23 protein-coding genes, 1 other RNA gene and 1 riboswitch are annotated in these 23,386 nt (G+C 47.6%); of the genes, 14 read left to right on the top strand and 10 right to left on the bottom strand.

Translation table 11 applies throughout. The features are described 5' to 3' along the window. Positions 1-240 precede the first annotated feature (240 nt). Entirely contained in the window at positions 241-1,194 is a 954-nt protein-coding gene (locus tag ACR0QN_RS02725) for a phosphotransferase family protein (protein ID WP_432649658.1), read from the top strand. Positions 1,195-1,260: 66 nt separating this feature from the next. Here the strand turns inward: ACR0QN_RS02725 and ACR0QN_RS02720 are convergent, their stop codons facing one another. After that, a complete protein-coding gene (locus ACR0QN_RS02720; protein WP_432649657.1) occupies positions 1,261-2,103 on the bottom strand; it encodes a P-loop NTPase in 843 nt (280 codons plus the stop codon). 195 nt (positions 2,104-2,298) lie between these two features. Between ACR0QN_RS02720 and ACR0QN_RS02715 the strand changes: the two genes are divergently transcribed. Then, entirely contained in the window at positions 2,299-3,030 is a 732-nt protein-coding gene (locus ACR0QN_RS02715; RefSeq protein ID WP_432649656.1) for a CpsB/CapC family capsule biosynthesis tyrosine phosphatase, read from the top strand. A gap of 113 nt (positions 3,031-3,143) precedes the next feature. Continuing rightward, complete coding sequence (locus tag ACR0QN_RS02710) at positions 3,144-3,809, top strand: hypothetical protein (RefSeq protein ID WP_432649655.1); 666 nt, start codon at positions 3,144-3,146, stop codon at positions 3,807-3,809. 44 nt (positions 3,810-3,853) lie between these two features. Here ACR0QN_RS02710 and ACR0QN_RS02705 read toward each other — a convergent pair whose 3' ends face one another. From ACR0QN_RS02705 to ACR0QN_RS02675, 7 genes are all read right to left on the bottom strand, one after another. Further along, positions 3,854-5,059 carry a cation:proton antiporter gene (locus tag ACR0QN_RS02705; RefSeq protein WP_432649654.1) on the bottom strand — a complete coding sequence of 402 codons (1,206 nt, stop codon included), beginning with the start codon at positions 5,057-5,059 and terminating at the stop codon, positions 3,854-3,856. Between the two features lie 41 nt (positions 5,060-5,100). Then, positions 5,101-5,172: riboswitch (Fluoride riboswitch) on the bottom strand. A 50-nt stretch (positions 5,173-5,222) separates the two neighbouring features. Next, the gene (locus ACR0QN_RS02700; protein WP_432649653.1) at positions 5,223-6,197 is read right to left on the bottom strand and encodes an Ltp family lipoprotein; all 975 of its coding nucleotides are present in this window, start codon (positions 6,195-6,197) and stop codon (positions 5,223-5,225) included. A 184-nt stretch (positions 6,198-6,381) separates the two neighbouring features. Next, on the bottom strand, positions 6,382-6,735 hold the full coding sequence (locus ACR0QN_RS02695; protein ID WP_432649652.1) for a DUF3795 domain-containing protein: 354 nt from the start codon (positions 6,733-6,735) through the stop codon (positions 6,382-6,384). Between the two features lie 91 nt (positions 6,736-6,826). After that, the gene (locus ACR0QN_RS02690) at positions 6,827-8,335 is read right to left on the bottom strand and encodes a PH domain-containing protein (RefSeq protein WP_432649651.1); all 1,509 of its coding nucleotides are present in this window, start codon (positions 8,333-8,335) and stop codon (positions 6,827-6,829) included. A gap of 12 nt (positions 8,336-8,347) precedes the next feature. After that, positions 8,348-9,043, bottom strand: a complete 696-nt coding sequence (locus tag ACR0QN_RS02685) for a PH domain-containing protein (RefSeq protein WP_432649650.1) — start codon at positions 9,041-9,043, stop codon at positions 8,348-8,350. Positions 9,044-9,223: 180 nt separating this feature from the next. Next, the gene (locus ACR0QN_RS02680; RefSeq protein ID WP_432649649.1) at positions 9,224-10,336 is read right to left on the bottom strand and encodes an MFS transporter; all 1,113 of its coding nucleotides are present in this window, start codon (positions 10,334-10,336) and stop codon (positions 9,224-9,226) included. Positions 10,337-10,631: 295 nt separating this feature from the next. Beyond that, entirely contained in the window at positions 10,632-11,126 is a 495-nt protein-coding gene (locus ACR0QN_RS02675) for a GNAT family N-acetyltransferase (RefSeq protein ID WP_432649648.1), read from the bottom strand. 198 nt (positions 11,127-11,324) lie between these two features. Here ACR0QN_RS02675 and rimO point away from each other — a divergent pair, with 198 nt between their 5' ends. The 3 genes from rimO (at position 11,325) to ACR0QN_RS02660 (ending at position 14,174) form a co-directional block, all read left to right on the top strand. After that, positions 11,325-12,668, top strand: coding sequence for a 30S ribosomal protein S12 methylthiotransferase RimO (gene rimO, locus ACR0QN_RS02670; protein WP_432649647.1), 1,344 nt, complete (start codon positions 11,325-11,327; stop codon positions 12,666-12,668). Then, positions 12,652-13,218, top strand: a complete 567-nt coding sequence (pgsA, locus tag ACR0QN_RS02665) for a CDP-diacylglycerol--glycerol-3-phosphate 3-phosphatidyltransferase (protein WP_432649646.1) — start codon at positions 12,652-12,654, stop codon at positions 13,216-13,218. Before rimO ends, pgsA begins: the two co-directional genes overlap by 17 nt. Before the next feature lie 152 nt (positions 13,219-13,370). Then, positions 13,371-14,174, top strand: a complete 804-nt coding sequence (locus ACR0QN_RS02660; RefSeq protein ID WP_432649645.1) for a carbohydrate kinase family protein — start codon at positions 13,371-13,373, stop codon at positions 14,172-14,174. Positions 14,175-14,306: 132 nt separating this feature from the next. Here the strand turns inward: ACR0QN_RS02660 and ACR0QN_RS02655 are convergent, their stop codons facing one another. Continuing rightward, positions 14,307-15,593, bottom strand: a complete 1,287-nt coding sequence (locus ACR0QN_RS02655; protein ID WP_432649644.1) for a UDP-N-acetylglucosamine 1-carboxyvinyltransferase — start codon at positions 15,591-15,593, stop codon at positions 14,307-14,309. Between the two features lie 457 nt (positions 15,594-16,050). Here ACR0QN_RS02655 and ACR0QN_RS02650 point away from each other — a divergent pair, with 457 nt between their 5' ends. From ACR0QN_RS02650 to ACR0QN_RS02635, 4 genes are all read left to right on the top strand, one after another. Beyond that, entirely contained in the window at positions 16,051-16,641 is a 591-nt protein-coding gene (locus ACR0QN_RS02650; protein ID WP_432649643.1) for a site-2 protease family protein, read from the top strand. A gap of 62 nt (positions 16,642-16,703) precedes the next feature. Continuing rightward, positions 16,704-17,130, top strand: an RNA gene (gene rnpB, locus ACR0QN_RS02645) — RNase P RNA component class A. A gap of 130 nt (positions 17,131-17,260) precedes the next feature. Next, a complete protein-coding gene (locus tag ACR0QN_RS02640) occupies positions 17,261-17,695 on the top strand; it encodes a GNAT family N-acetyltransferase (protein ID WP_432649642.1) in 435 nt (144 codons plus the stop codon). A 27-nt stretch (positions 17,696-17,722) separates the two neighbouring features. Then, positions 17,723-18,211, top strand: a complete 489-nt coding sequence (locus ACR0QN_RS02635; RefSeq protein WP_432649641.1) for a DinB family protein — start codon at positions 17,723-17,725, stop codon at positions 18,209-18,211. A 471-nt stretch (positions 18,212-18,682) separates the two neighbouring features. Here the strand turns inward: ACR0QN_RS02635 and ACR0QN_RS02630 are convergent, their stop codons facing one another. Next, the gene (locus tag ACR0QN_RS02630; RefSeq protein ID WP_432649640.1) at positions 18,683-19,609 is read right to left on the bottom strand and encodes a LysR family transcriptional regulator; all 927 of its coding nucleotides are present in this window, start codon (positions 19,607-19,609) and stop codon (positions 18,683-18,685) included. 374 nt (positions 19,610-19,983) lie between these two features. Between ACR0QN_RS02630 and ACR0QN_RS02625 the strand changes: the two genes are divergently transcribed. From ACR0QN_RS02625 to ACR0QN_RS02610, 4 genes are all read left to right on the top strand, one after another. Further along, positions 19,984-20,604 carry a GDSL-type esterase/lipase family protein gene (locus ACR0QN_RS02625; protein ID WP_432649639.1) on the top strand — a complete coding sequence of 207 codons (621 nt, stop codon included), beginning with the start codon at positions 19,984-19,986 and terminating at the stop codon, positions 20,602-20,604. Continuing rightward, positions 20,605-21,615: a methionine ABC transporter ATP-binding protein gene (locus tag ACR0QN_RS02620; RefSeq protein ID WP_432649638.1), complete on the top strand. Its 1,011-nt coding sequence runs from the start codon at positions 20,605-20,607 to the stop codon at positions 21,613-21,615. It abuts the gene before it with no gap. Continuing rightward, a complete protein-coding gene (locus ACR0QN_RS02615; RefSeq protein WP_432649637.1) occupies positions 21,608-22,282 on the top strand; it encodes a methionine ABC transporter permease in 675 nt (224 codons plus the stop codon). The genes ACR0QN_RS02620 and ACR0QN_RS02615 overlap by 8 nt, the downstream gene beginning before the upstream one ends. A gap of 138 nt (positions 22,283-22,420) precedes the next feature. Beyond that, entirely contained in the window at positions 22,421-23,326 is a 906-nt protein-coding gene (locus ACR0QN_RS02610; RefSeq protein ID WP_432649636.1) for a MetQ/NlpA family ABC transporter substrate-binding protein, read from the top strand. Positions 23,327-23,386: the final 60 nt, after the last annotated feature.

Below are 23,386 nucleotides of genomic sequence, written 5' to 3'. Positions count from 1 at the left end.
AGCAGCACACTGTTCCTGTCAAAAAATTATTCCATAACAGTATTATACCCTATAAAACGTCCTCTGTCAAGCATATTTTGATATTACCAAATGTTAAATATTTGTATAGGATATTTTATTGCCGCCGATCTTCGCAAAACCACTTGAAAACCGCCGGAAAAAGAGATATAATTATTGTAAATGTAAACGAATTCAGTTCTCCCTTGTTTCGGGGAGACAGCAGGCAGAAAGGGGAATAATATGGGAGTTACTAAAAATATCCAGAGCAGGGAGACAATAGAAAAAATAATCAGAAATGCATTTCCCGGAAAGAAAATGACCGTTTATACCGAGCTGTCCGAGGGGCTTTGCAATATAGCCTACCGCATAGAGTTTTCGGACGGCAGCAAAAGCATTCTGAAAATTGCGCCGCAGTATAACAGTACCCTGCTCAGAAACGAAAAATGCCTTATGAACGCAGAGGTAAACGCTATGAAGCTTGCGGAAAATATCGGTGATGTCAGGACTGCAAAGGTGCAGTATTATGATACAAGCAAAACTCTCTGCACGGGTGATTATTTCATTATGGAATGTCTTGAGGGCGAAAGCCTTGTCTCTCTTCAGGACAAGCTGAGCGAGGAGGAAAAGGCTCAGATATACTCGGAGGTCGGAAATATCGTCAGGGATATCGCCAAAATAAAGGGAGAGCATTTCGGTCAGCTTTATGACGGTGCAGAGAAATTTGACAGGCTTTACGATTTTGTAAAAATGCTTATCCGTAATGTCCTTGCCGACGCAAGTGAAAAGGATATCCTTATCGGCGTCTCTCCCGAAGAGATACTTTCCCTGCTTGATGCTCACAAGGACGTTTTCGGGGAAGTTTCTCCCGTGCTCGTTCACTACGACATGTGGGAAGGCAACATCTTTGTGAAAAAAGGTCACGTCTGCGCCCTTATCGACTGGGAACGGGCGCTGTGGGGAGACGTGCTTATGGAGGACCGCTTCCGCAGGCACAGCGTAAACGACGCATTTCTGGAAGGCTTCGGTCAGACGGGATTTTCCGAAGCGGAGCGCAAAAGGATACTTTGGTACGATATCGTCCTCTATCTCGGTATGATGACAGAGGGAAAGTTCAGGGAATACCCCGATGACAGTCAGTACCGCTGGATAAAGCCTTATTTTGACCTTTCGTGGAGCGAACTTATATCACTGTAACGAACCTAAAAAGTCAGCGCCGGAGCAGACGATCCTGTCCGCTTTGGCGCTGACTTATCCGGTATTTTATTCTTTCTTTGAAGCGGGAGCGTTTTCAACAGCAGAAACCGCATCGGCAAGCCATTTATCCGTAACGGATTCTACCTCGCCCTTATCGCAGGCAGCAGAAATAGCAGGGTCGATGGGCAGTCTGCCAAGCACCTTGAGACCGTATTCGGCGGCAACATCTTCGATGTGGCTCTCGCCGTAAAGATACAGCTTCTTTCCGCAGTCGGGGCACTCTGCATAGCTCATATTTTCCACAATTCCGAGGATAGGGATATTCATCATATTAGCCATACCCACAGCCTTGCCCACTATCATAGACACCAGATCCTGAGGAGATGTAACGATGATAACTCCGTCAAGAGGTATGGACTGGAAAACGGTAAGAGGCACATCACCCGTTCCCGGAGGCATATCCACGAACATATAGTCAACGTCCTGCCAGATGACCTCGTTCCAGAACTGCTTTACAACTCCTGCGATAACGGGGCCTCTCCAGATAACGGGGTCGGAGGGGTTCTCCAGCAGGAGATTTATGCTCATTATGTCAACGCCGCCCTTGCTTCTCACGGGGATAAGACCCTTTTCGCTGCCCATAGCCCTTTCGGTGGTGCCGAACATTTTAGGTATGGAGGGACCTGTGATATCTGCGTCGAGAACGGCGGTGTGAGCGCCCTTTTTTGCAAATTCCGAAGCCAGCAGACCTGTGACGAGAGATTTTCCCACGCCGCCCTTTCCGCTGACGATACCGATGACCTTTTTAACGCTGCTGCCCTCGCCCAGCTTCTCGATAAAGCTCTGAGGAGACTTTCTCTCAGCGCAGTCCGAGCCGCAGGAGGAGCAGTTATGAGTACATTCGCTCATTGTATAACTTCCTTTCAAGGTTATTTGATGCATATTTTTATTATACCCCATACTATCATAAATGTCAAATAAATCCGAGAAATTTACAGAAGATTTGTTGACAATCCAAAAAATATCAAAAATAATGGTGTATAATTAAGCTATAAAATGAAAAAGTGCGGCAAGACAAACGCCGCTGAAAGGAGTTTTTGGGAAATGCATACTGCGCCCGAAAAGATCATAGATTTTCATACTCACATTCTGCCCGCCTTTGACGACGGCCCTGCCGACTGCCGCACCGCCGCTCAGATGCTTGTAAAGCTGTACGAGCAGGGGGTGACCCACGCAGTTTCCACCTCCCACTTTTACCGCTATGACGAAAGCATAGGGGATTTCCTTGCAAGAAGAGACAGGGCATACAGCGAGCTTCGTGCCTATCTTTCAGCCGAGAGGATAACTCACGTTCCCGAGATAATTCTCGGTGCAGAGGTCTATTTCACCACCGCTCTCATAGATGATCCCGACCTTGAAAAGCTTTGTATCGGTGATACGGATTACATTCTTATCGAGCTGCCATACACCCAGATAACACAGAACGTAAAGGACAGCTTCAGAAGTCTTGCTGCCTGCGGACGGGTGCGCCCCATACTCGCTCATCTTGAACGGTATGCCGCATATGCAGGTGAGGAGACCCTTTTTGAGCTGCTTGAATCCGCTCCCGCACAGATAAACTGCGAATCCGTTCTTTCCGCCCCCTCCTGCCGTCTTGCGGCAAAGCTTTTAAAAAGCGGCGGAGTTGCGGCTCTGGGCAGCGACTGCCACAATATGACCACCCGTGCACCGAAATTTTCCGAAGCAAGGAAAAAGCTTTCACGAAAGATAGGCGCAGGGGTATTTACCGAGCTGATGGTCTCCTCGGCGGAGATACTTGAGAATGGTGATTTCTGAGCAGGCTGAGCCTGCAGCCGCTCGTTCTGTAGTTTATTTGGGCGGCAGGCGGGCGGCTCGGTAACGATACAAATACGTTGCCAAAAATCATAAAGCAAGAACGGAGCAAGGCTATGACCGATAAAAGCAAATTCATCAATGCTATCCCCAAAATAATATGTATAGCCGTAATGCTGTTAATGACGGTCATGTGCTTCATAACGGGCAGCAGCAGGCAGCTCCGTAACCGTCAGAGCGTTCCCGTTTTCACAGGCAGCGGATTTGATTATTACGACCAAAAATATGACATGGCATTCTACGTTTTCATTGTACTGTCGATTATTTCAGGTATCATTCTGCTGATACTTATTTTGTCGGAGAAAAAACGTTCCTTGTTCAAAAAGATAACAGGGGCAGCTCTGACGCTCATATTCGGAATTTTTCTTCTGTTTCTTGATGTGTTTTCCGATACATCGCAGGAAGACAGCTTCTATGAAAATTATTATCCCCAATTTTACATATGCAGTGATGATACCGGTGCGATACGGCTTTTGTTTGCGGAAGGCACCTTCCTGTTTGACGGCATGACAAAAGTGTATTGCCTTGACGAAGAAGATCACGCTTATTACCTGGGTCAGTTCTCAACAGACGACGGAACGGTTCAGGGCGGAAGATATGACATCTCATATTCAGACGATACGGTCTGCTTCCAATATGATTACGGAACCGTTGACGATAAAGGAAATAAGGTCTGTAAAACAGCCTCCTTCAGACTTCCCGAGTATGTACTTGAAAAATAGCTTACCCCCAAAGCCGCTCCCCAACGAAACGGAGAGCGGCTTTTTCACCCATTACCGTTATCTTGCAAAAGCTTTTTATAGCTTTTGTCGATGCCGATCGCACCCAGCGGAGCGGTAATGATTATGGCAAGAACAGAAACGGAAAGCACTATTTTTCCGCAGGGCAGTCCCATTGCCATAGGAACAGAGCCGATAGCCGCCTGCACCGTAGCTTTAGGGAGATATGCGATAACGCAGAAAAGCCTTTCCTTTGCCGTAAGCTTTGTTCCCAACAGACAGAGCAGAACGCCCACCGAGCGGAATGCAAGAGCAATAAATATCATAAGCACCGCCGCACCCCCTGCCCCGAGAGTATACCTTATATCCACAGCCGCTCCCACCAGCACGAACAGCAGCACCTCAGCAGCTATCCACAGCTTTCCGAATTTTGCCGCAGGCCCGCTCCATACGCTCTCATCTGTTTTGAGTTTTATAACGCAAGCCATTGCAACCACCGCAAGCAGACCCGAAAATGCGGCATACTGCTTGATAAAGGTCTCCGTCCACATTAGTAAGAATGATACCGACAGTATTATTATCACCTTGACGGTGTTTTCGATATTATGCTTCCTTCTGCTCGTGATATCAAAGAGAAAATACAGGATATATCCGCACACCGCACCGGTTATCACTCCGAGCACAATTGATACGGGAATATCAAGAAGATCTGCTGCGCTTGCAGAGCCGCCCTGCGCCATTGCCGCAAACGCCGAAAACAGCGTGATAACGAAAATATCGTCGCAGGAAGCCCCTGCAAGTATCATCTGAGGAATGCTCTTTTCCGTTCCGCACTTATCCTCAATGAGCTTTACCATTCTCGGGACTACCACCGCAGGCGAGACTGCGCTCAGCACCGCTCCCATAACGGCGGCTTCGGAACGGGACAGTCCAAAAAAATACGGCGCAAAGCAGACATATCCTATTATCTCAAAGCAGGCAGGGACAAAGGACATCATAACCGCAGGTCTGCCCACTTTTTTCAGGTCTGACAAATCAAGGGACAGTCCTGCTTTTACAAGGATAATGATAAGAGCCATCTGCCGAAGCTCCGAGGATATGCCCAGTATTGTGGGGTCAAGAAGATCAAGCACATAGGGTCCCATAACTATTCCTGCGGCAAGCATACCGATAATCCTCGGCAGCTTTAAAAGTCTCACTATCTCTGCGGCGGAAAGCCCTACAAGAAAAATTATGGCAAGTGAAAATAACATCTTTCATTCCTCCAAAAATAAAAAAGCCGACAGCATCTGCGTAAATTGCAGATGTCATCAGCTTTGTAAGCGGTTTTGGTTTCCCAAGGGAGAACGTCATTCCCTGTGATATTCGGTTTACTTTATTATAGCACGGGGAGAGCGGTCTGTCAAGGGAAAATATTTAATATAATGCTCCATCCGCACCGTGTTCAGCCTGGGAGGGCGTAAATCCCTCATATTCAAGCTGGTCGATAAGCTCGCTTCGTGAGAACTCCATAAAGTCAAGATACTGCTTTGCTTTAAGCACCGCCTGCTCATTCCAGTCAGCTCCGCACTTTTCCACAGCCTCCGTTGCTTCAGCGGTGGAATACCCTTCGTATTCAAGCTGTTCGATAAGTCCCTTCTTTGAAAACGCCGAATATCTCAGATATGCTTTTGCCTGTTCACACGCCTCGGAAGCTGTGTCTATACCGCAATGATCGGCGGCATATTCGGCTTCGGAATGTGTGAATTTCTCATATTCAAGCTGACTTATCAGTCCGTCACGTGAAAATGACGAATAATTCAGATAATCTTTTGCTTTTAATCCCGCCTGCTCTTTCCAGTCCGCACCGCATTTATCGGCAGCGTCCACCGCTTCGGAATGTGAATATCCTTCGTATTCAAGCTGAGCCACAAGTCCGTCGTGGGAAAACGGCATAACTGCCAGATATCTTTTTGCGGTTTTGAGCGCACCGGTGTCCGAGGTATTGCTTGGAGTATAGCTATAGGACTTTGTCGTGCTTTCGGTGGTATAAGACGGCTTTGAGGTTACGGCTGTCGGAGAAGAAACGCTGCTGTGCGGTTTGTTCGCACTGTTCACTGCCGCTCCGACAATAAAAACAGTTGCCGCCGCAATGCAGATAAACGCTGTTTTGCCGCTTATACGGGTACTGTTTCCGCTTTGTGCGGTGTCTCCGTATCTTGGTTTTCCGCAGCTGAAGCACGTGCTGTGATCTGTGCTGTTTTTATGACTGCAGTTCGGACATATCCATACCGGCTCGTTTACATCGGGCTTCGGGACTGCCGCACCCGGGCGCACCGTTCCGCAGGAGGTGCAGGTTTTATTTGAGTCTCTGTTTTTGAAATCGCAATTCGGACAATACCAATCTGCCATAATTATACCCCATTTCAAAATAATTTTTTTCGCAAGATCATTATATCACTTATCGCCTCAAAGCAGCGGATTTTATAACAAAATGGACTAAAAATATTGCAAAAAAATCCAGCCCTCTTCAAAAGCAGAAGAAGGCTGTTGCAGAACTTAACATTTTTAGGCTTAACTACGGGAGCATACCCGTTTACTTCAAAAGCTCCCTGCAGGCATTATGCATCTCCTCAAGTCTCAGACGCTGTTCGCTGCCCTCGGGAACATAGCTTTGTATCTTATCACAGGGGTAATTTTTGCACTCGGCACAGAGCATAACGTGCCTTTCCTTGCAGCATTTTCTTATCTCGCAGCCCTTGCCGAACTTGTTGCAGTCGGCGGACACGGTGCGGCAGCCGCAGCAGGAAATGTCTTTCGGGTAAAATTTTCTTTCACCGCCGGAGTATTCGTGAGCGAGGAATTTCCGCATAGAGTCGTCGTCTCTCTCGGTAGCGATAAAGACGGGACATTCATTGCACATTATTCCGCAGCAGGAAACTGTTTCCATATTTATTCTATCCTTTCTTTCATACCATAAGTAACCGCAGGTGAGCACCCTGCAATATCAGTTTAACATATTTGAGAGTGTACGTCAACCGTTAAAATCTCTCTCTGATAAGTTCCTGCACCTCTCTTATGGGCAGGCTCTTTATCCGATGGCTGCCGATATGCTCAGAGCTTGTGAAGATATGCACATCGCAGGACTTGTTCAGTCTTTGAAAAATATTCTGGGTTATCCGTATCTGCGCCACTCTTTCAAGAGGGACCGTGACGGTGTGGAGCTCATATCCCCTGCAGTATTTGGCGCACACGCTGTCGGGGGTGATGTTTATGCCGTTGGTGCAGTAGGCGCACGCCTTTACAAACAGCAGCCACACCGCAGGCACCTCGCATAGCACGGTCATAAATGTGATAAGCTCACGCCACTGGGAAAACATCATCAGCACCACAAAGCCTGCCGCCTGTATCGCAAATATCAGCAGGGCGGGAGGTCCTATAAAGCGCATAATGTAGGTTATCTTAGGGTTGATATATGTCTCGCTCCCGGAAAACCCTGTAAGCAGCTTTTCCATTATATTGCCCAGACCCTTTACTCCGCCGCTCTTTGTCCCTCTGATTGAGCAGACGGGAACAAAAACGGGCAGCTCATTTTTCCGCTTGCCGTAGCCTGTGCAGTTAACGTGAACGGAGGTCACTCCGAAAAGCTTCATCAGGAGGTTCTGCCGCATATCCGCAATGTTTATCTTCCTGCTGTTTATGCAGTACATTCTCTTCACGATAAAGCCGCCGGTGATGATAATGCATTTTCCCCGTCTGCTTACGGTGAAATTAAGGTGCCTCAGGATATTTGCGGCAAAGGATATCACAAAGCCGATGCCGATTATAACGGAGACCGCCACGCCTGCGGGAGAAATTCCAGTTATGAGCCTGCCTGCAAGGGTGGTAACGGCGTCGGACACATCGCTTACAGCCTTGAAAAACTCTCTTTCCAGCCTGTCCCCGATAATGTCCGTGCTTCCCGACAAAGCGGTCATCAGGAGCACCACTCCCGAAAGAGCCGAGGAAAAAAGCAGGGAAAAGGCTATAAGGCTCTTTGAAGATGCCTTGTAGGTGAAATTCATACCGTCGGGCGTTTTGTCACGCCTGCTGCCCTTGTTTCCGGGGCTTCTGAAAGCCGCCGACAGGATATTGAAAAGCCTTGCCCTGTCGGATTTATATATCATAAGGCTCACGTCCGCAGAGGTCTTGCCTCCCGAGGCGGAGTCGGTGTCAATATAGACCTTTACCGCTCCCAGACGTATCAGAACGGGATTTTCCTCGCTGGTAACGGCGCTTACGTTAAGGCAGGGTATTTTCGTTTCCGATTTGAATATCATTCCCTTTCTGACGGTAACGCCGTCCTCTTCAAACTCATAAAAGGTAAAATACCATCTTATGACCGCAATGGCTATCATAGCTGTCACCGCAAGTATATCCCATCCTGCGCCCTGCGACCACTTGTAAAAATCAAATCTCAGCGCCGCCAGACCTCTTACAAGAGGAATGAGCAGCAGCCAGAAGTTTTTTGTGGTATATCCCAGGAGCGCAGCAGGATGCTGTCGTCTCACTCCGCTCCCCCCTTACTTCTTATCATCGGTCCCGTTTTCAACATCGGTAAAGCTCAGCTGCTCGGAGGACATATCCTCGAAAGAAAGCTGTGTCACGCTGTCGAAATCCTCGGCGATCTCGCTTATCTCACGGGAGCTGAGAATTTCGGAGCTGTCGGTATAAACATAGCCGCTTTCCTCGGGTGAATATTCCACGAAATATTTTCCCTGCGGCTGGGGCGGTTTCGTTTCGCACCGCTCACGGAAAAGCTCAAGTATCTCTCCGCAGTCCTTGTCCGAAAGGAAAAGTATTGGCATAGTTCCGCCAAGCGCCTTTAAGAAAATGAAGTTAAAGCCCGTAAATTGTGACAGGGGAGCGGATATGCGGACTGCGTGCTGTACGGAGCTGAGCTTCATTATCCGATAGGTACGGGTGAATATACCCGAATAGGAAATGACCTCTTTTTCATTTATCACATAGCGTATGGACTTGTACCACATAGGCAGGAGTATTACTATGAACACCACATATACTGCGGCGAAAATTATCATCAGCGCACTTATCACTCTGACGGGCAGTGCAGGGGTATCGGGCATATACTGAGGAAACTTATCCATAGCGTAGAGCCGCAGTATATTTAAAAGCACCAGCAGCACTATGGTCAGCAGAAATGCTGTTGCGGATATGAATTTCCTGCCCTTGGGGTCGGAATTGTAATTTCTGCTCATAGCGGCTCTCCTTTCCCGATAATATTTTTATTATACCATATTTTACAAGGATACGCAAGACTTTTTATTTATATGCATACCGTTTAATTTGAATATCCCGAGGGATAAAAAATACCGCTCTGCACAGGGCAAAGCGGTATTCTGAAATGAGGTCGGGATCTCAGCCGTCACATTCAACTGTTACCATACAGAAAATACAAAGCCTGCAAGGGGCGACAGAACTATCATAACGGCGGAAAAGACAAATGACTCCACAGAGGTAAGGGTAGCACGCTGCTCAGAGGGGAACATATCCTGTAATTTAGCATTTGTCCTCACCTGCAGAGCGTCGTCTCCCACAGCCGCCAGAAAGCCGCCCACAGCCATAAGCAGGCAAGAGGGGGAATGTTCAGCAATAAGCCCCGAAAGAACCAGTCCTGACGCTATGGCAAACACAGTTGCGTATTTAAGCTTCGGCGCTTTCAGTATCAGCCTTGCGCCCGCAATGCCGCCCATTTCCATAAACAGCAGGGCAAAGCCCAGGCTCCACCCGGGTATCCCTTTTTCGGGCAGCTTTGCCTGCAGGAAAAACAGCAGCAGGATATCTGCCGCTCCCACAAGTGCATTGCAGAACATCAGCCCCATTGTTTTCTTAATTTCTTTCAGAAAGGCAAGGCTTTCCTTAAAGCAGCTGACAAGCTCTGAGACTGTTTCCTTTGCGGTCCTGCGCTGTACGGCATTTTCCCGGACATCTGCCCGTATCTCGCAAAGGGACGACAGTATGAATATCTGTATCACTCCTGTGACAAGGTCTGTTCCGTAGGATATCATATGCCCGAGATAAAGGGCAAAGCCTGCGCACAGGGTCGAAATGCCGCCGCAAAGGCGATAGATGATAAGCTGATTTGACTCGTACTTCTCAAACTCGTTCTCTCTTTCTGCCATTTTCAGAGAGTCATATGCAAGAGCGTCTCCCGAGCCGGAGGAAAAATTGAAGCTCAGTGCCTGAAAGGCTATTGACAGGCAGACCATAAACAAATTGCGTGAGAATATCATTATAATGTTGCCTATCATTCTCATAACTGTGCTGACCATAAGCATCTTTTTCCTGCCAAACACATCTGCGAATATGCCCGAGGGTATCTCAAAAATAAGGCTTACGATATGGAACACCGTTTCTGCAATGCCTATTTCCACCAAGCTGTAGCCTCTCGCCGCCAGAATTGCCACCCAGGCACCCGTAAGCGATAAATTGCTCAGCACCGACGAGGAATATAATCCCCTTAATTGTTTTTCTATTTTAAATTTATTCATAAAAAGATCTCCTTAACAGATAATAGTCGTTAAGGAGATAGTGCGCAGCTTTTATTTGATTTGTGTTCATTTACCGCTCAGTCTGTTTACGATCGGGCATATTTATAACAAATCCTCCTGCAAAAGGGCGCACTATCCCCACAGGAGGTAAAAATGCTGCCTTTGCTTAACTGAAGATTTGCGTTTTTCCGGAACATAAACCCGACCTCTGATACTGAATAGTTTAGTATAATTCGGCTCTTATTATATCACAGTTTGTTTTGAATGTCAACCCCTGACGGTAAGATAAATGCGGTCAGCGGATCATCAGCTCGTAATTGTCAATGCTCCGATATTCCCCGTGCTTGAAGCCTGCTTCGTGGATAGTGCCGCAGTAGGAAAAGCCGAATTTTTGGTGCAGAGCCTCGCTGGCGGCATTTCCCGAGGTTATGACCGAAACGATAAGATGAAGAGAGCCGTTCTCACGGGCAAGCTTCAGTATCTCCCTCATAAGCGCAGAAGCCACACCCTGCCTGCGGAATTCGGGAGCAATGTATACCGACAGCTCGGCGGTGGTCTTGTAGGCTTCCTTCTGCCTGTAGGGCGAAAGAGTGGCATAGCCCGAAACTACGCCGTCTGTTTCGGCAGCAAGCAATGGGTGCTCCGCAGTTTGATGCAGGGCAAACCACTCCTTCCACTCCTCAAGGGTCTTTGGCGTGAGGTCGAGAGTGGATACTCCGTTTATGACCTCGTAATTGTAAATTTCCAGCAGTCTTGGAATGTCCGTTTCAGCAGCTTTTCTGATAATCATTTTCATCGTTCCTTTTTTGGGTATTTATAATTGATTATACTCTATACGATATTATTTTTCAATGGAGATATAGAAAATTTCCGTAAAATCGTAAAAGAAAATTTGATGAAAATTTTCTCTCAGCCCTTGCAAATGCCCGGGAGATGTAGTATAATTAAAAATGTATGCGACCATATCACATAAAAAGGAATGATATAAATGTCAATAAGAGTAGGAATGGTCTCTCTGGGCTGCTCCAAAAATCAGGTGGACGCAGAGAGAATGTTATATAAGCTTAATGAAAAAGGCTATCAGCTTGTGGGAGACGCTGCCCTTGCGGACGTTGCCATCATTAACACCTGCGGATTTATCGAGTCCGCAAAGCAGGAGGCAATAGAAACAATTCTCGAGTTTGCAACACTGAAAAAAGAGGGCAGGATAAAGAAGATAATCATCACAGGCTGCCTTGCCGAGCGCTACAAGGACGAGGTGCTTTCCGAGATACCCGAAGCAGACGCCGTTGTGGGCATAGGCTCAAATGACCATATCTGCGATATCGTTGAAAAGGTAATGGGCGGCAATCAGCTCACAAGCTTTGACGATAAGTTAAATTTAGGACTGACAGGCGGCAGAGTTCAGACCACCCTGTCATTCTACTCATATCTGAAAATTGCGGACGGCTGCTCAAACTGCTGCTCCTACTGCGCTATCCCCTCCATAAGAGGAAAAATGCGGAGCGTGCCTATGGAAGCACTCTGCGCTGAGGCTTCAGAGCTTGCGGTAAACGGCGTAAGAGAGCTTATCGTCATTGCCCAGGACAGCACACGCTACGGCGAGGATATCTACGGCAAGCCAATGCTCCCCGAGCTTCTCACAAGGCTCTGTCAGATACCCCAGCTCAAATGGATACGTGTCCTCTACTGCTATCCCGAAAGGATAACAGACGAGCTTATCGATGTAATGGCAAAAGAGGACAAGATAGTCAAGTACATAGATATGCCCATTCAGCATTGTGACGGTGAGATACTCTCAAAAATGAACCGTCCCGGAAATGAGGAAACTCTGAGAGCGCTTATTGCAAAGCTCAGAGAGCGTATCCCGGGCATAATCCTCAGGACCACCCTTATAACAGGTTTCCCCGGTGAGACCGAGGAGCAGTTTGACCGTCTTGCCCACTTTGTAAAGGATATGGAATTTGACCGCTTGGGCTGCTTCCCCTATTCCGCAGAGGAAGGCACAAAGGCTGCCCTTATGGACGGACAGCTTGACGAGGAGACAAAGGAGCGCCGTTCGGATATCATTATGGAACAGCAGATGGTCATTATGACCGAGAAAAACCAGAAGCTTCGTGACAAGACCATCGAGGTAGTAGTGGAGGGCTATGACCGCTACGGCGAATGTTACTTTGGCAGAAGTGCGGCAGACGCTCCCGATATTGACGGCAAGATATTCTTCAACTCCAAAAAGCGCCGCCTTGTTCCGGGCATTTTCGTAAACGTGCATATAAACGATATAATGGACTACGACCTGATAGGAGATGTTGTAGATGAATCTGCCGAATAAGCTTACCGTTGCAAGAGTAGTGCTGGTGCCCTTTTTCATTTTCTTCCTGCTTACGGATATAGTGCCGCTCAGCAGTCTCTGGGCGCTTGTTGTATTTGCACTTGCTTCCATAACCGACGCCCTTGACGGACATATAGCAAGAAGCAGAAATCTCGTTACGAATTTCGGAAAATTTTTAGACCCCCTTGCGGATAAGGTGCTTGTTATCTCCGCACTTGTCTGCTTTGTGGATATGGGACTTGCGGGAGCGGTGCCCGTAATAATCATCATCGCAAGAGAATTTATGGTCTCGGGACTGAGACTTGTGACCGCAGGAGAGGGAGTTGTAGTCGCCGCAGGCATATGGGGCAAGCTCAAGACTGCATTCACGATGGTGGCTATCGTTGTGATACTCCTCTTTGCTGTTATTTTCGGCAAGGACAGCTCTTCCTATGAAATGTGGGTAACGGCTGTTGAACAGACACTTATCTGGATATCGACTGCCCTCACCGTTATTTCGGGAGCCATATATCTTAACGGCTATAAAAGCTATATCAATACGGATAAATAATTCCGGAAGCAGACAGGTATCGCCGGGAAAGCGTTGTTTTCCCGGCGATACTTTTTTATTCCGATGTCAACTGAGCCGCATTTTTTCACTTGCAAAAGCTTTCAAAATATATTATAATAAATAAAATCCCGAAACAGTAGAGAAAAAACTCTATGATAAAAATAACTGCAATGACCACAATGTGCGCCGATGTGTTTGACGGGAGCGGAAAGATATTTCCCGGCGGAGAAGCGCTGAATTTTGCCGCAGCCGCCTGCAAATTCCCCTACATAAGGGTGGGGCTTTTAGGAGCCATAGGTGACGACGAATGCGGACGTGAGATACTTCGCTCGGTGGAAAACAAGCCTGTTGACACAAGCTCCGTCCACGTTATAAAGGGCGGCAGGACAGCCTCCAACCGCATTTACCTCACCGCAGAGGGTGACAGATATTTCAAGGAAGATTCCTGGGACAACGGCGTTTACGGAACCTTTCAGATGTCCGAAGAGGACAGGCAGAGGGTCTGTTCGTCGGATATAGTCTTTATCAACTGTCACAGCCCCAATTTCGGTGATGTCGTATCCCTCAAAGAAAATTCGGACTTTAAGCTTGCGGCAGATCTTGATGTAAGACGTGATTTTGAAAATATGGAAAAGCTCCTGCCAAATATCGACTATTTCCTTATAAGCGGCAGCGAGGATATCCTGCCCGTATTTGAGAGGTGGTCGGAAAAATACCACAGTATCATCAACGTGACCCTCGGTGCAGAGGACAGCGTTACATATCATAAGGGCAGAAAGTACCGTGTAAAAGCCGTACCCGTCCGCAGAGTGGAGGACACCACAGGCTGCGGCGACAGCTATCACGCCGCATTCATCTGCTCCCACGCAAAGGACGGGGACATTACAGCGGCAATGAACGCAGGCTCCGCCGCCGCTTCGGAGACTCTTTCCCATTTAGGGGGATTTTTGTACTGATAAAATAGCGGGACTGCCGATTTTGTGGGTGCAGTCCCGATCCTATTATTTATCAAATAAGAGTTTGGAATGTTCAAACGGCTCCCTCCAAAATCGGAGAGAGCCGTTTTATTTCAGCAAAAATAATTCTTCTTACAGCGCCACCTTGCGCACCGAGCTGCCCGGAACAGTCTTTTTCTCGATATCAGCACCCAACGCTCTGAGCTTGTGCTCAATATCCTCGTAGCCACGTTCAATGTGGTAAATATCGTCTATCTCGGTAACGCCCCCTGCGGCAAGACCCGCAATGATAAGAGCTGCGCCTGCTCTGAGATCGGGAGCGGTAACGGGAGCACCCATAAGCTTTCCCACACCCTCGATAACGGCAACTCTGCCCTCAACGGAAATATCCGCACCCATACGTCTCAGCTCGTCCACGTAGCGGAAACGGTTGTTGAATATTTCGTCCGTAACGATGCTCGTGCCCTCCGCAAGACAGAGAAGGGTAGATATCTGCGGCTGCATATCCGTAGGGAAACCGGGGTGGGGCATAGTCTTGATGCTTGTCTTAACGAGAGGACCGTCAACGGAAATTCTCACGCTGTCGTCAAACTCCTCCACATTAACACCTATTTTGGCAAGCTTCTGAGTAATAGACTCAAGGTGCTTGGGGATAACATTTTTAATGAGCACATTTCCCTTTGTGGCAGCCGCCGCAACCATATATGTGCCTGCCTCGATCTGATCGGGGATAATGGCGTAGCTTGTGCCTTTAAGGTGCTTAACGCCTCTTATCTTGATAACGTCGGTGCCTGCGCCCATAATATCGGCGCCCATAGAATTGAGGAAATTGGCGAGATCGACGATATGAGGCTCTTTTGCGGCATTCTCGATAACGGTGAGACCCGTAGCCTTTACGGCAGCGAGCATAGCATTGATGGTAGCGCCCACGGTTATCTTATCAAAATATATCTGTGCACCGATAAGGGAATCGGCACATATGTCGATCATACCGTTATCCAGAGTGCAGGTGGCTCCCAGAGCCGAAAAAGCCTTGAGATGCTGGTCAATGGGACGGTCGCCCAGGTAACAGCCGCCGGGCATAGAAACTCTTGCTCTGCCGAATTTGCCTAAAAGAGTTCCCAGGAAATAATAGGAAGCTCTCATATGACGTGCAAGCTCATAGGGAACAACAGGGTCCTTGATGTTGCCTGCGTCAATGCGGTAAGTATTTTTGTCAAGCTTCTGAACGTCCGCACCCATTTCGTAAAGTATACGCAGGGATATGGAAACGTCGCTGATATTCGGAATATTTTCAAGCACGCAGGGACCGTCAGCCAGTATAACTGCGGGGATAATAGCCACAACAGCGTTCTTTGCGCCGCTTATAACGACCTCTCCCTCAAGACGTCTGCCGCCTTTTATAATAAACTTTTCCAAAGTAAAATCTCCTGTAGCCGCAAATTTTGTTCTGCGGCAATATTTTATTGCACGCAATATTTATATTGCAATAACTATTATAGCACATTGCAAGTCAAATTAAAAGCATTTTTCTCTAATAAATCTGACGGAAATTTTCTGTGAACATTTGAAATAAATGTCATTCTGTACAAAAAAATACCCGTCTTCTTTTTTTCGGTAAAAACCGAGGGGTGATTTTTGTAACTAATTTGTAATAATCACGCTTTTGCGTAACTGTTTTGTTACCTTTTGGCGGTTTGTCTTTTCCGCTTTGGCAAATGTAACAAAGCTTTGCCTGCAAAACCGCATATATCAAAGCTTTTGCGGGCACTCCTTTGACCTTTGCAGCAGCGGAAAGCATAAAAGCGCACAGTCATATTTTACCCCGCAAAAGCATATTATTTCTATCATTTTCCCGAAAGGATAAATTTTTTATATGGACAGCGGCCTTGATTTTTATGCAGGTGGAATACATTTCAGATTTACCTTCGGATTTTTTTCGGTGTGGGCACTTTTGCTTCTGCAAAGCGCATTTTCCGAAACGGCGGCAATGGCGGCTTTGTGCTGCGCTCTTCACGAGCTTGGACATATAGCAGCGATGAAAGCGCTTAAAATAAAAATACGGGGACTGACCTTCTACAGCGGCGGAGTAAAGCTTAAAAGCGAACCTCTGTCTCTCAGAAACACTTTGTCGGAGATATCCGTGCTTGCGGCAGGTCCCTTTGTAAATCTTCTTCTCGGTGCGGCAGGCTGCCTTTTCGGTAACAGGATATTCACGGGTATCAACATATCCCTTTTGCTCTTTAACCTGCTCCCTTTGTCGGCGCTTGACGGTGGAAGGATAATGTCCGCTGCCGCAGAATGGCTATGCCCTTTAAAAGATGTGTCTCCTGCTTTCCGAACAGCAGATGTTATGTTCGGCATTACTGCGGCGGTGTTCTTTTTTATGTCGGGAAGTGTGAGCTTTACTTTGCCTCTGACAATGGGGGTGATTGTTCTTGAGAGCCTGACAGAGGGCCGAAGCTGATATCCGGCTGATACGTGATTTTTCCTCTTGACAGCTCAAAAAAATATGTTAAAATATCCTTGCGAGTAAGCTATGCGGTTGAACTCATTTTGAGTTAGGAAAGTCCGGGCATCACAGAGCAGGGTAGCTGCTAACGGCAGCCGAGGGCGACCTTAGGGAAAGTGCAACAGAAATATACCGCCCCTTTCGGGATATTTCCCCCTTTCGGGATATTTCCCCCTTTCGGGATATTTCCCCCTGTCGGGATATTTCCCCCTGTCGGGATATTTCCCCCTTTGGGGTAAGGGTGGAAAGGTGAGGTAAGAGCTCACCGGAGCGGCGGAGACGCCGCTGCCGTGTAAACCCTATCCGATGCAACGTCTATTGGTACGTGTACGTCAATGTCTGCTCGGCAGGCGTACCGTAATGACGGCTAAAGCGTTTCGGCGACGATTCGCTCAGATAGATTTCCGCACACGACAAAACCCGGCTTATCGGCTTAGTCGCATTTTTTGAACATAAGGGCGCAGAGGTCTTTTCTGCGCCTTTTTTGTTTGTGCTTTTTTGCTTCAATTATTGCAGAGCGGTGAGATCTGTGATATAATCTTAAATGTGGTAAAAATGTTAAGGGGTGAGATTTATGGGCATTCCGGAAGATAAAAGTGTAATTATCAGGACTGCCAACAAGTCGGACGCCGAGCTGCTTTTGTCATTCGACAGGCATATAAGCAGGTCGGAGCTTGAAAGCATTATCGGGCTTGGTCGGGTATTTATTCTTGAGTGCGGCGGAAGCTTTGCGGGGTGGCTGAGATATGGTCTGTTCCGGGATAACACTCCTTTTATGAATATGCTTTTTCTGCTTGAGGAGTATCGTGGCAGGGGCTTTGGAAAAAAGCTTGTCCTGTTCCGGGAGCGGAAAATGGCTGAGTATGGCTATGTCATAGTAATGACTTCAACCGCTTCCGATGAATATGCACAGCATTTTTATAACAGGCTGGGCTACAAGACCGTCGGGGGATTTGCTCCTTCAGGAGAGCCTTATGAGCTGATACTTTCTAAGAAAATTGACGGCTGAAATTCTGAGCAGAGGGGAGAATTTACAATGAACAAGTTATGCGGCTATATAAAAGAGCAGGCGGAGATAAATTTTTTAAATCTTGAAACGGCTTTAAAGACATATGACAGAAATGCGCCTGTCTGCGGTGCACCGGGGTGGAGATATGCCTATCACACCATTCATTCGGCGGACAAGTGGTTTTTTGATCCGAATGAATACGAGGAGCCTTCCTTTCACGAGGAGGGAATGGATAATCCCGACGATCCTTGTGATGTGGTTTTAAGCGATGAGGAACTGCTTTGTTATCTGAATGAAGTACGGCTGAAGACTCGTGATTATCTTGAGGGGCTTACGGACGGTATGCTTTATGAAAAGCCCGGTAATTGCAGTTTCACCCGCTTTGAGCTTGTGCTTTTGCAGTTTCGGCATATTTCATTTCATACGGGTATGATAAATGGGCAGACTGTTGAGCGGACGGGGAGATTTCCCGTTTATTCGGGGGCTGTGATACGGCAGGGGCTTTATGATGAGTGAGTATAGAAGGGGCGGTGAGGCTTTCACGCAGTATCCCTATTATGACTGATCAAAAAATTGCGGCTTTCCCTTTGAGGAGAGCCGCAATTTCAGTCTGTCGAAAAAGAAACGACAATCATATAATATGCACAAATCAATGCAGAAATTGCTTCGTCAAAAACGTTCCACCGGAACGTTTTTGAGGGTAAGTTATCTCAATCGCTCTACAAGGGGAGGCGGTCGTGTTCGCCTCCCCTCGAAATGCTGTCGCATTTCTCACCCCTTGCTCCGTTTTGAAGGATAAAAGGAGGTTTCGCCCTCTGCGGAGGGCGACCAAAGGGCGCCGCCCTTTGGAAACCTGCAAGCCTTTGAAAAAGGCTTGAGCGAAACTTTTAGTGTTATGTTTATTTGTGCAACTTTTTTCATTTCTCCACTTTATCGACAAGCTGAATTTGCGGCTTTCCCTTTGAGGAGAGCCGCAATTTTATGTTATCAGACTTCTACGCCTTCAAGATATTTTTTCACGTTTGCGATATAGTCCTCCGCTATGTCGCTGAGGCGGCTGTGTTTTTTGGTGATGTAGCCTATTTCCATTGTGGCGTTTCTGTTGTTTTCGTCCTCACGGAATGGAACAGCGGTGAACTCCGAGCCGTTGAGCTCCTCGCAGATTATTCCCGAGCAGAGAGTGTAGCCGTTAAGTCCCACCATAAGATTTAGCTGGGTGGCACGGTCATTGGCGGTGATGGTACGGGGATAGTCGTTTTCGCTGAGTATCTCCTCCGCAAGGAAAACAGAGCTTTGGGCGCCCTGCTCAAAGGACAGGCGGGGAAAGTCTCTGAGCTGCTCAAGAGAAATTGACGGCTCCTTTGCGAGAGGGTGGTTTTTCCAGAGGTAGACATAGGCACGGCAGTTTATCAGGGGGGAAAATTCAAGGTCGTTTTCATTCAGCAGCTTGCCGATTATTTTTCGGTTGTAGTCGCTTTTGTAGAGTATGCCTATCTCGCTTCTGAGAGTGCCCACGTCGGATATGACCTCAAGTGTTTTTGTCTCACGAATGGCAAATTCAAAGTTTATGGTGTCGTATTTTTTCACCGTTTCCACGAATGCCTTTACCGCAAAGGAATAGTGCTGGGTGGAGACGCCGAATTTGCGCTTGAAGGCTCCTGTGGCGGTGTATCTGTCTGTCAGAAGCTCATACTGCTGATAGAGCTGCCTTGCACGTATGAGAAAATCGGCACCTTCGTTTGTGGGAACTACGCCCTTGCTGGTGCGGCGGAATATCATTATGCCTATTTCCTTTTCAAGCTCCTTTACGGCGCTTGTCAGGGAGGGCTGGGAGACGAAAAGCTGCTCTGCCGATCTATTCATCGAGCCTGTGTCCGCAATGGTTATGGCGTATTTTATCTGCTGAAGGGTCATTGTTTTCGGTTCACTCCTTTGTAATTATGTCAACACGAATGTGCCTAAAATTGCCGGCATCGGTGTCGATTTTTTTATGCAGGTGTACAAAAATCATTGTGTTAAAACTAATGTTCCGAAAATATGTTGACAAATCGGGTCAAATGTGCTATAATAATACTGCATAATTAAGAGCGGCGCAGGGGGCGGTTTTTCCGTTTCCTGCAATGCTTTTGTAATTACATTATAAGCTTTTTTATTGCTGAAGTCAAGGTCGGCTATAAATAAAATTTATAGCTAAGTATAGAAAATATGAATTTCACTTATATGAAAAGCTGTGATATAATACATACATAGACCAAAGGAAAACTCCGATAGAAAGGACGGCAGGCGGTATGAAAAATCTTTTATGCTTCGGTGATTCAAATACATACGGCTACGACCCCGAAACAAAGCTGAGATATGATTTCAGCGAGCGGTGGACGGGTATTCTGAGCCGCAGTCTCCTTCCGCTCGGAGTTCACGTGGACGAGGAGGGACTGTGCGGCAGGACTACGGATTTTGACGATCTGTACCGCCCCGGCAGGAAGGGCAGCGATGTTCTCCCCATTCTCCTTGAGAGCCACACTCCCGGGTATGTGATAATTATGCTCGGCACAAATGACTGCAAGAGCTGCTATAAGAACAGCCCCGACGACATTGCGGCAGGGGTGGAAAAGCTGGTTCGCCAGGTCAGGGAATATAACGGGAATGTTAAAATTCTCATCGTCTCGCCCATTCATCTTGCGGAGGGCGTTGGCGAAAAGGGCTATGACGAGGCGTTTGACGAAAACTCTGTGAAGGTCTCAAAGGGGCTGAGGGATGCGTACCTCTCGGTTGCGCAGAAAACAGGCTGCGATTTTCTTGCGGCTTCGGAATTTGCTTCTCCCTCAGTTGCTGACAGGGAACACCTTGACAGGGCAGGTCACAGGCAGCTTGCAAGTGCCATATTCGGAAAAATTCGGGAGGCTGTATAATTGATACAGATTGAAGATCTTTCAAAGACATTTCATACTGCAGCCGGAGATTTCACCGCTCTTTCAGATGTGAATTTAACGGTGAATGATGGTGAGATTTTTGGTATCATCGGACTGTCCGGTGCGGGCAAAAGCACGCTGGTCAGGTGTATAAATTACCTTGAAGTCCCTACAGGCGGCAGGGTGGTCATTGACGGCGACGAGCTTGGAAAGCTTTCAAAAAAGGAACTGCTTATCAAAAGACGGGGCATTGGAATGATATTTCAGGGCTTTAATCTTCTGGAGCAGAGAACGGTTTTAAAAAATGTCTGCTTTCCCCTTGAGATAGCAAAGATGCCGAAAAGCGACGCTGTGAAAAGGGCAAGAGAGCTTCTTGCGCTGGTGGGACTTGCGGACAAGGAAAATTCTTATCCCTCTCAGCTTTCGGGCGGTCAGAAGCAGCGTGTTGCCATTGCAAGAGCGCTGGCGGCAGAGACCAAATATCTGCTCTGCGACGAGGCTACAAGCGCACTTGACCCCGACACCACACGCTCTATTCTTGAGCTTCTCAAAAAGGTGAACAGGGAGCTGGGTGTTACCATAATCGTTATCACCCACGAGATGAAGGTCATAGAAAGCATTTGCGACAGGGCGGCTGTTATTGACGGGGGACATATTGCCGAGCTTGCGCCGGTAAGCGAACTTTTTGCTTCGCCGAAGTCGGACATTGCCAAAAAGCTTATTCTTCCCTCGTTGAACACCGCAGACGAGATAAAGGGCAGCAGAGTGATACGAATTACCTTTGACGGGGAAAATTCCTTCAAGCCTACTGTTGCAAATCTTATCCTCACCTGTCAGGCTCCTCTTAACATTCTGAAAGCGGACACGGAGGATATAGGCGGCGTTGCCTGCGGTCATATCATTCTCGGTCTGCCCGATGACAAGGCTGTTGCCGACAGGGTGATACGGTATCTTGAGGATAATAATATCAAGTACAGCTACAGCGAAAGTGAGGTGGATAAGAATGTCTGAGCTTCTCATTAAGCTCTGGGAGTCGGGTACTATTCAGAAGGGTATATGGGAAACGGTTTATATGACATTTATATCCGCATTCTTCTCCTACCTTATCGGACTGCCTCTGGGTATTCTGCTGAATGTATCGGACAAGGACGGCATTCACCCTATGCCCTGGTTATACCGCATTTTAAGCATCGGGGTGAACATTTTCAGAAGTATTCCCTTTGTTATTCTGATGGTGGCTATGCTCCCTGTGGCGAAGCTCATTACGGGAACAAGTCTCGGAAACAGGGCTATGATAGTTACGCTTATTATTGCCGCTGCGCCTTATGTGGCGAGAATGGCGGAGTCCTCCTTTAAGGAAGTGGGGGGCGGCGTTATCGAGGCGGCTAAGTCTATGGGCGCTTCGGATATGCGGATAATCTGCAGGGTGCTTATCCCCGAGGCTAAGCCTTCGCTTATTGTGGGCAGCGTTATTTCGCTGGTGACTATTCTCGGTTACTCGGCTATGGCGGGCACTATCGGCGGCGGCGGTCTGGGTATGATCGCTGTAAGCTTCGGTTATCAGAGATTTAACGATGATATTATCTGGGTATGCGTTCTGCTTACCATTGTCATTGTACAGATAATTCAGGAAGTGGGTATGCTTATCGCAAGAAAGACCGACAAGCGTATCAGATAGAAAGGAAACACAGAATATGAAACGGGATCTTGAGACGCTCGTAAGAGCAAATTTCAGGTTCGGCCGAATGCGGCGATGTTGACATTTGCTGTTATCGGAAAAACTAAAACTTGTTATTTATGAAAGGAAATCACTATTATGAAAAATCTCAGAAAAACTTTTGCATTTATCTTCACTCTCGCTCTTTCCGCTGCTGTAACAGGCTGCGGCGCTTCGACAGGCAATACGGAAACTCAGACATCTGCTTCGGAAACTCAGAGCGCTGCTTCGGAGGCTGCTGAAACAGAAGCAGCTTCAGGTGCTCTTGAAAAGATCGTGGTCGGCGCTACTTCTACTCCTCACGGAGAGATACTTGAGCAGGTAAAGGACGATCTTGCCGCTCAGGGGTATGAGCTTGAGATAGTTATTTTTGATGACTATGTACTGCCCAACACTTCCCTTAATGAAGGTTCTCTTGACGCTAACTATTTCCAGCACACTCCTTATCTGAACAGCTTTAACGAGGCTAACGGAACGGACATTGTTTCCGCCGCTTCTATCCACTATGAGCCTTTCGGACTTTACGGAAACGGTGTTGCCTCGATCTCGGAAGTTCCCGAGGGTGCGACCATCATTATCCCTGCTGACGACAGCAACGAGACAAGAGCACTTCTGCTTCTTGAGCAGGAAGACCTTATTGATCTTCCCGAGGGCGCTAATGCGGTTGACGGTGTTACTACACTTGACATTGTGGACAACAAGGGCTACAACATCATTACCGTTCAGGCTGACACCGTTGCGGCTCAGTTCGGAAACAGCGATACAGGTTCTCTTGCTGTTATAAACGGTAACTATGCTCTTGCAGCAGGTCTTAACATTGCAGACGCTCTTGCTGTTGAGGACGCTTCGGGCAGCGCTGCTCAGACCTATGCAAACATCATTGCTGTAAGAAACGGCGATGAAAACAGCCCCAAGACCACCGCTCTTGTTAATGCTCTCAAGACCGACAAGGTAAAGAAGTACATTGAGGATACTTACAACGGTGCGGTTGTGGCTATATTCTGATTTGAAAATATTCCGAATAATTCTGCTCGACCCTGTCGGAGCTTTCCGGCAGGGTCGGGA

Origin of the sequence: Huintestinicola sp. (assembly GCF_050874005.1) — a bacterium.
Classification (GTDB): domain Bacteria; phylum Bacillota; class Clostridia; order Oscillospirales; family Ruminococcaceae; genus Huintestinicola.
The sequence above is the reverse complement of the archived record's forward strand: the minus strand, read 5'-3'. Positions and strand labels throughout refer to the sequence as shown.

Coding starts and splice junctions, on each gene's coding strand:
- ACR0QN_RS02725 (WP_432649658.1), top strand. CDS start 241: ATGGGAGTTACTAAAAATATCCAGAGCAGGGAGACAATAGAAAAAATA.
- ACR0QN_RS02720 (WP_432649657.1), bottom strand. CDS start 2,103: ATGAGCGAATGTACTCATAACTGCTCCTCCTGCGGCTCGGACTGCGCT.
- ACR0QN_RS02715 (WP_432649656.1), top strand. CDS start 2,299: ATGCATACTGCGCCCGAAAAGATCATAGATTTTCATACTCACATTCTG.
- ACR0QN_RS02710 (WP_432649655.1), top strand. CDS start 3,144: ATGACCGATAAAAGCAAATTCATCAATGCTATCCCCAAAATAATATGT.
- ACR0QN_RS02705 (WP_432649654.1), bottom strand. CDS start 5,059: ATGTTATTTTCACTTGCCATAATTTTTCTTGTAGGGCTTTCCGCCGCA.
- ACR0QN_RS02700 (WP_432649653.1), bottom strand. CDS start 6,197: ATGGCAGATTGGTATTGTCCGAATTGCGATTTCAAAAACAGAGACTCA.
- ACR0QN_RS02695 (WP_432649652.1), bottom strand. CDS start 6,735: ATGGAAACAGTTTCCTGCTGCGGAATAATGTGCAATGAATGTCCCGTC.
- ACR0QN_RS02685 (WP_432649650.1), bottom strand. CDS start 9,043: ATGAGCAGAAATTACAATTCCGACCCCAAGGGCAGGAAATTCATATCC.
- ACR0QN_RS02680 (WP_432649649.1), bottom strand. CDS start 10,336: ATGAATAAATTTAAAATAGAAAAACAATTAAGGGGATTATATTCCTCG.
- ACR0QN_RS02675 (WP_432649648.1), bottom strand. CDS start 11,126: ATGATTATCAGAAAAGCTGCTGAAACGGACATTCCAAGACTGCTGGAA.
- rimO (WP_432649647.1), top strand. CDS start 11,325: ATGTCAATAAGAGTAGGAATGGTCTCTCTGGGCTGCTCCAAAAATCAG.
- pgsA (WP_432649646.1), top strand. CDS start 12,652: ATGAATCTGCCGAATAAGCTTACCGTTGCAAGAGTAGTGCTGGTGCCC.
- ACR0QN_RS02660 (WP_432649645.1), top strand. CDS start 13,371: ATGATAAAAATAACTGCAATGACCACAATGTGCGCCGATGTGTTTGAC.
- ACR0QN_RS02650 (WP_432649643.1), top strand. CDS start 16,051: ATGGACAGCGGCCTTGATTTTTATGCAGGTGGAATACATTTCAGATTT.
- ACR0QN_RS02640 (WP_432649642.1), top strand. CDS start 17,261: ATGGGCATTCCGGAAGATAAAAGTGTAATTATCAGGACTGCCAACAAG.
- ACR0QN_RS02635 (WP_432649641.1), top strand. CDS start 17,723: ATGAACAAGTTATGCGGCTATATAAAAGAGCAGGCGGAGATAAATTTT.
- ACR0QN_RS02630 (WP_432649640.1), bottom strand. CDS start 19,609: ATGACCCTTCAGCAGATAAAATACGCCATAACCATTGCGGACACAGGC.
- ACR0QN_RS02625 (WP_432649639.1), top strand. CDS start 19,984: ATGAAAAATCTTTTATGCTTCGGTGATTCAAATACATACGGCTACGAC.
- ACR0QN_RS02615 (WP_432649637.1), top strand. CDS start 21,608: ATGTCTGAGCTTCTCATTAAGCTCTGGGAGTCGGGTACTATTCAGAAG.
- ACR0QN_RS02610 (WP_432649636.1), top strand. CDS start 22,421: ATGAAAAATCTCAGAAAAACTTTTGCATTTATCTTCACTCTCGCTCTT.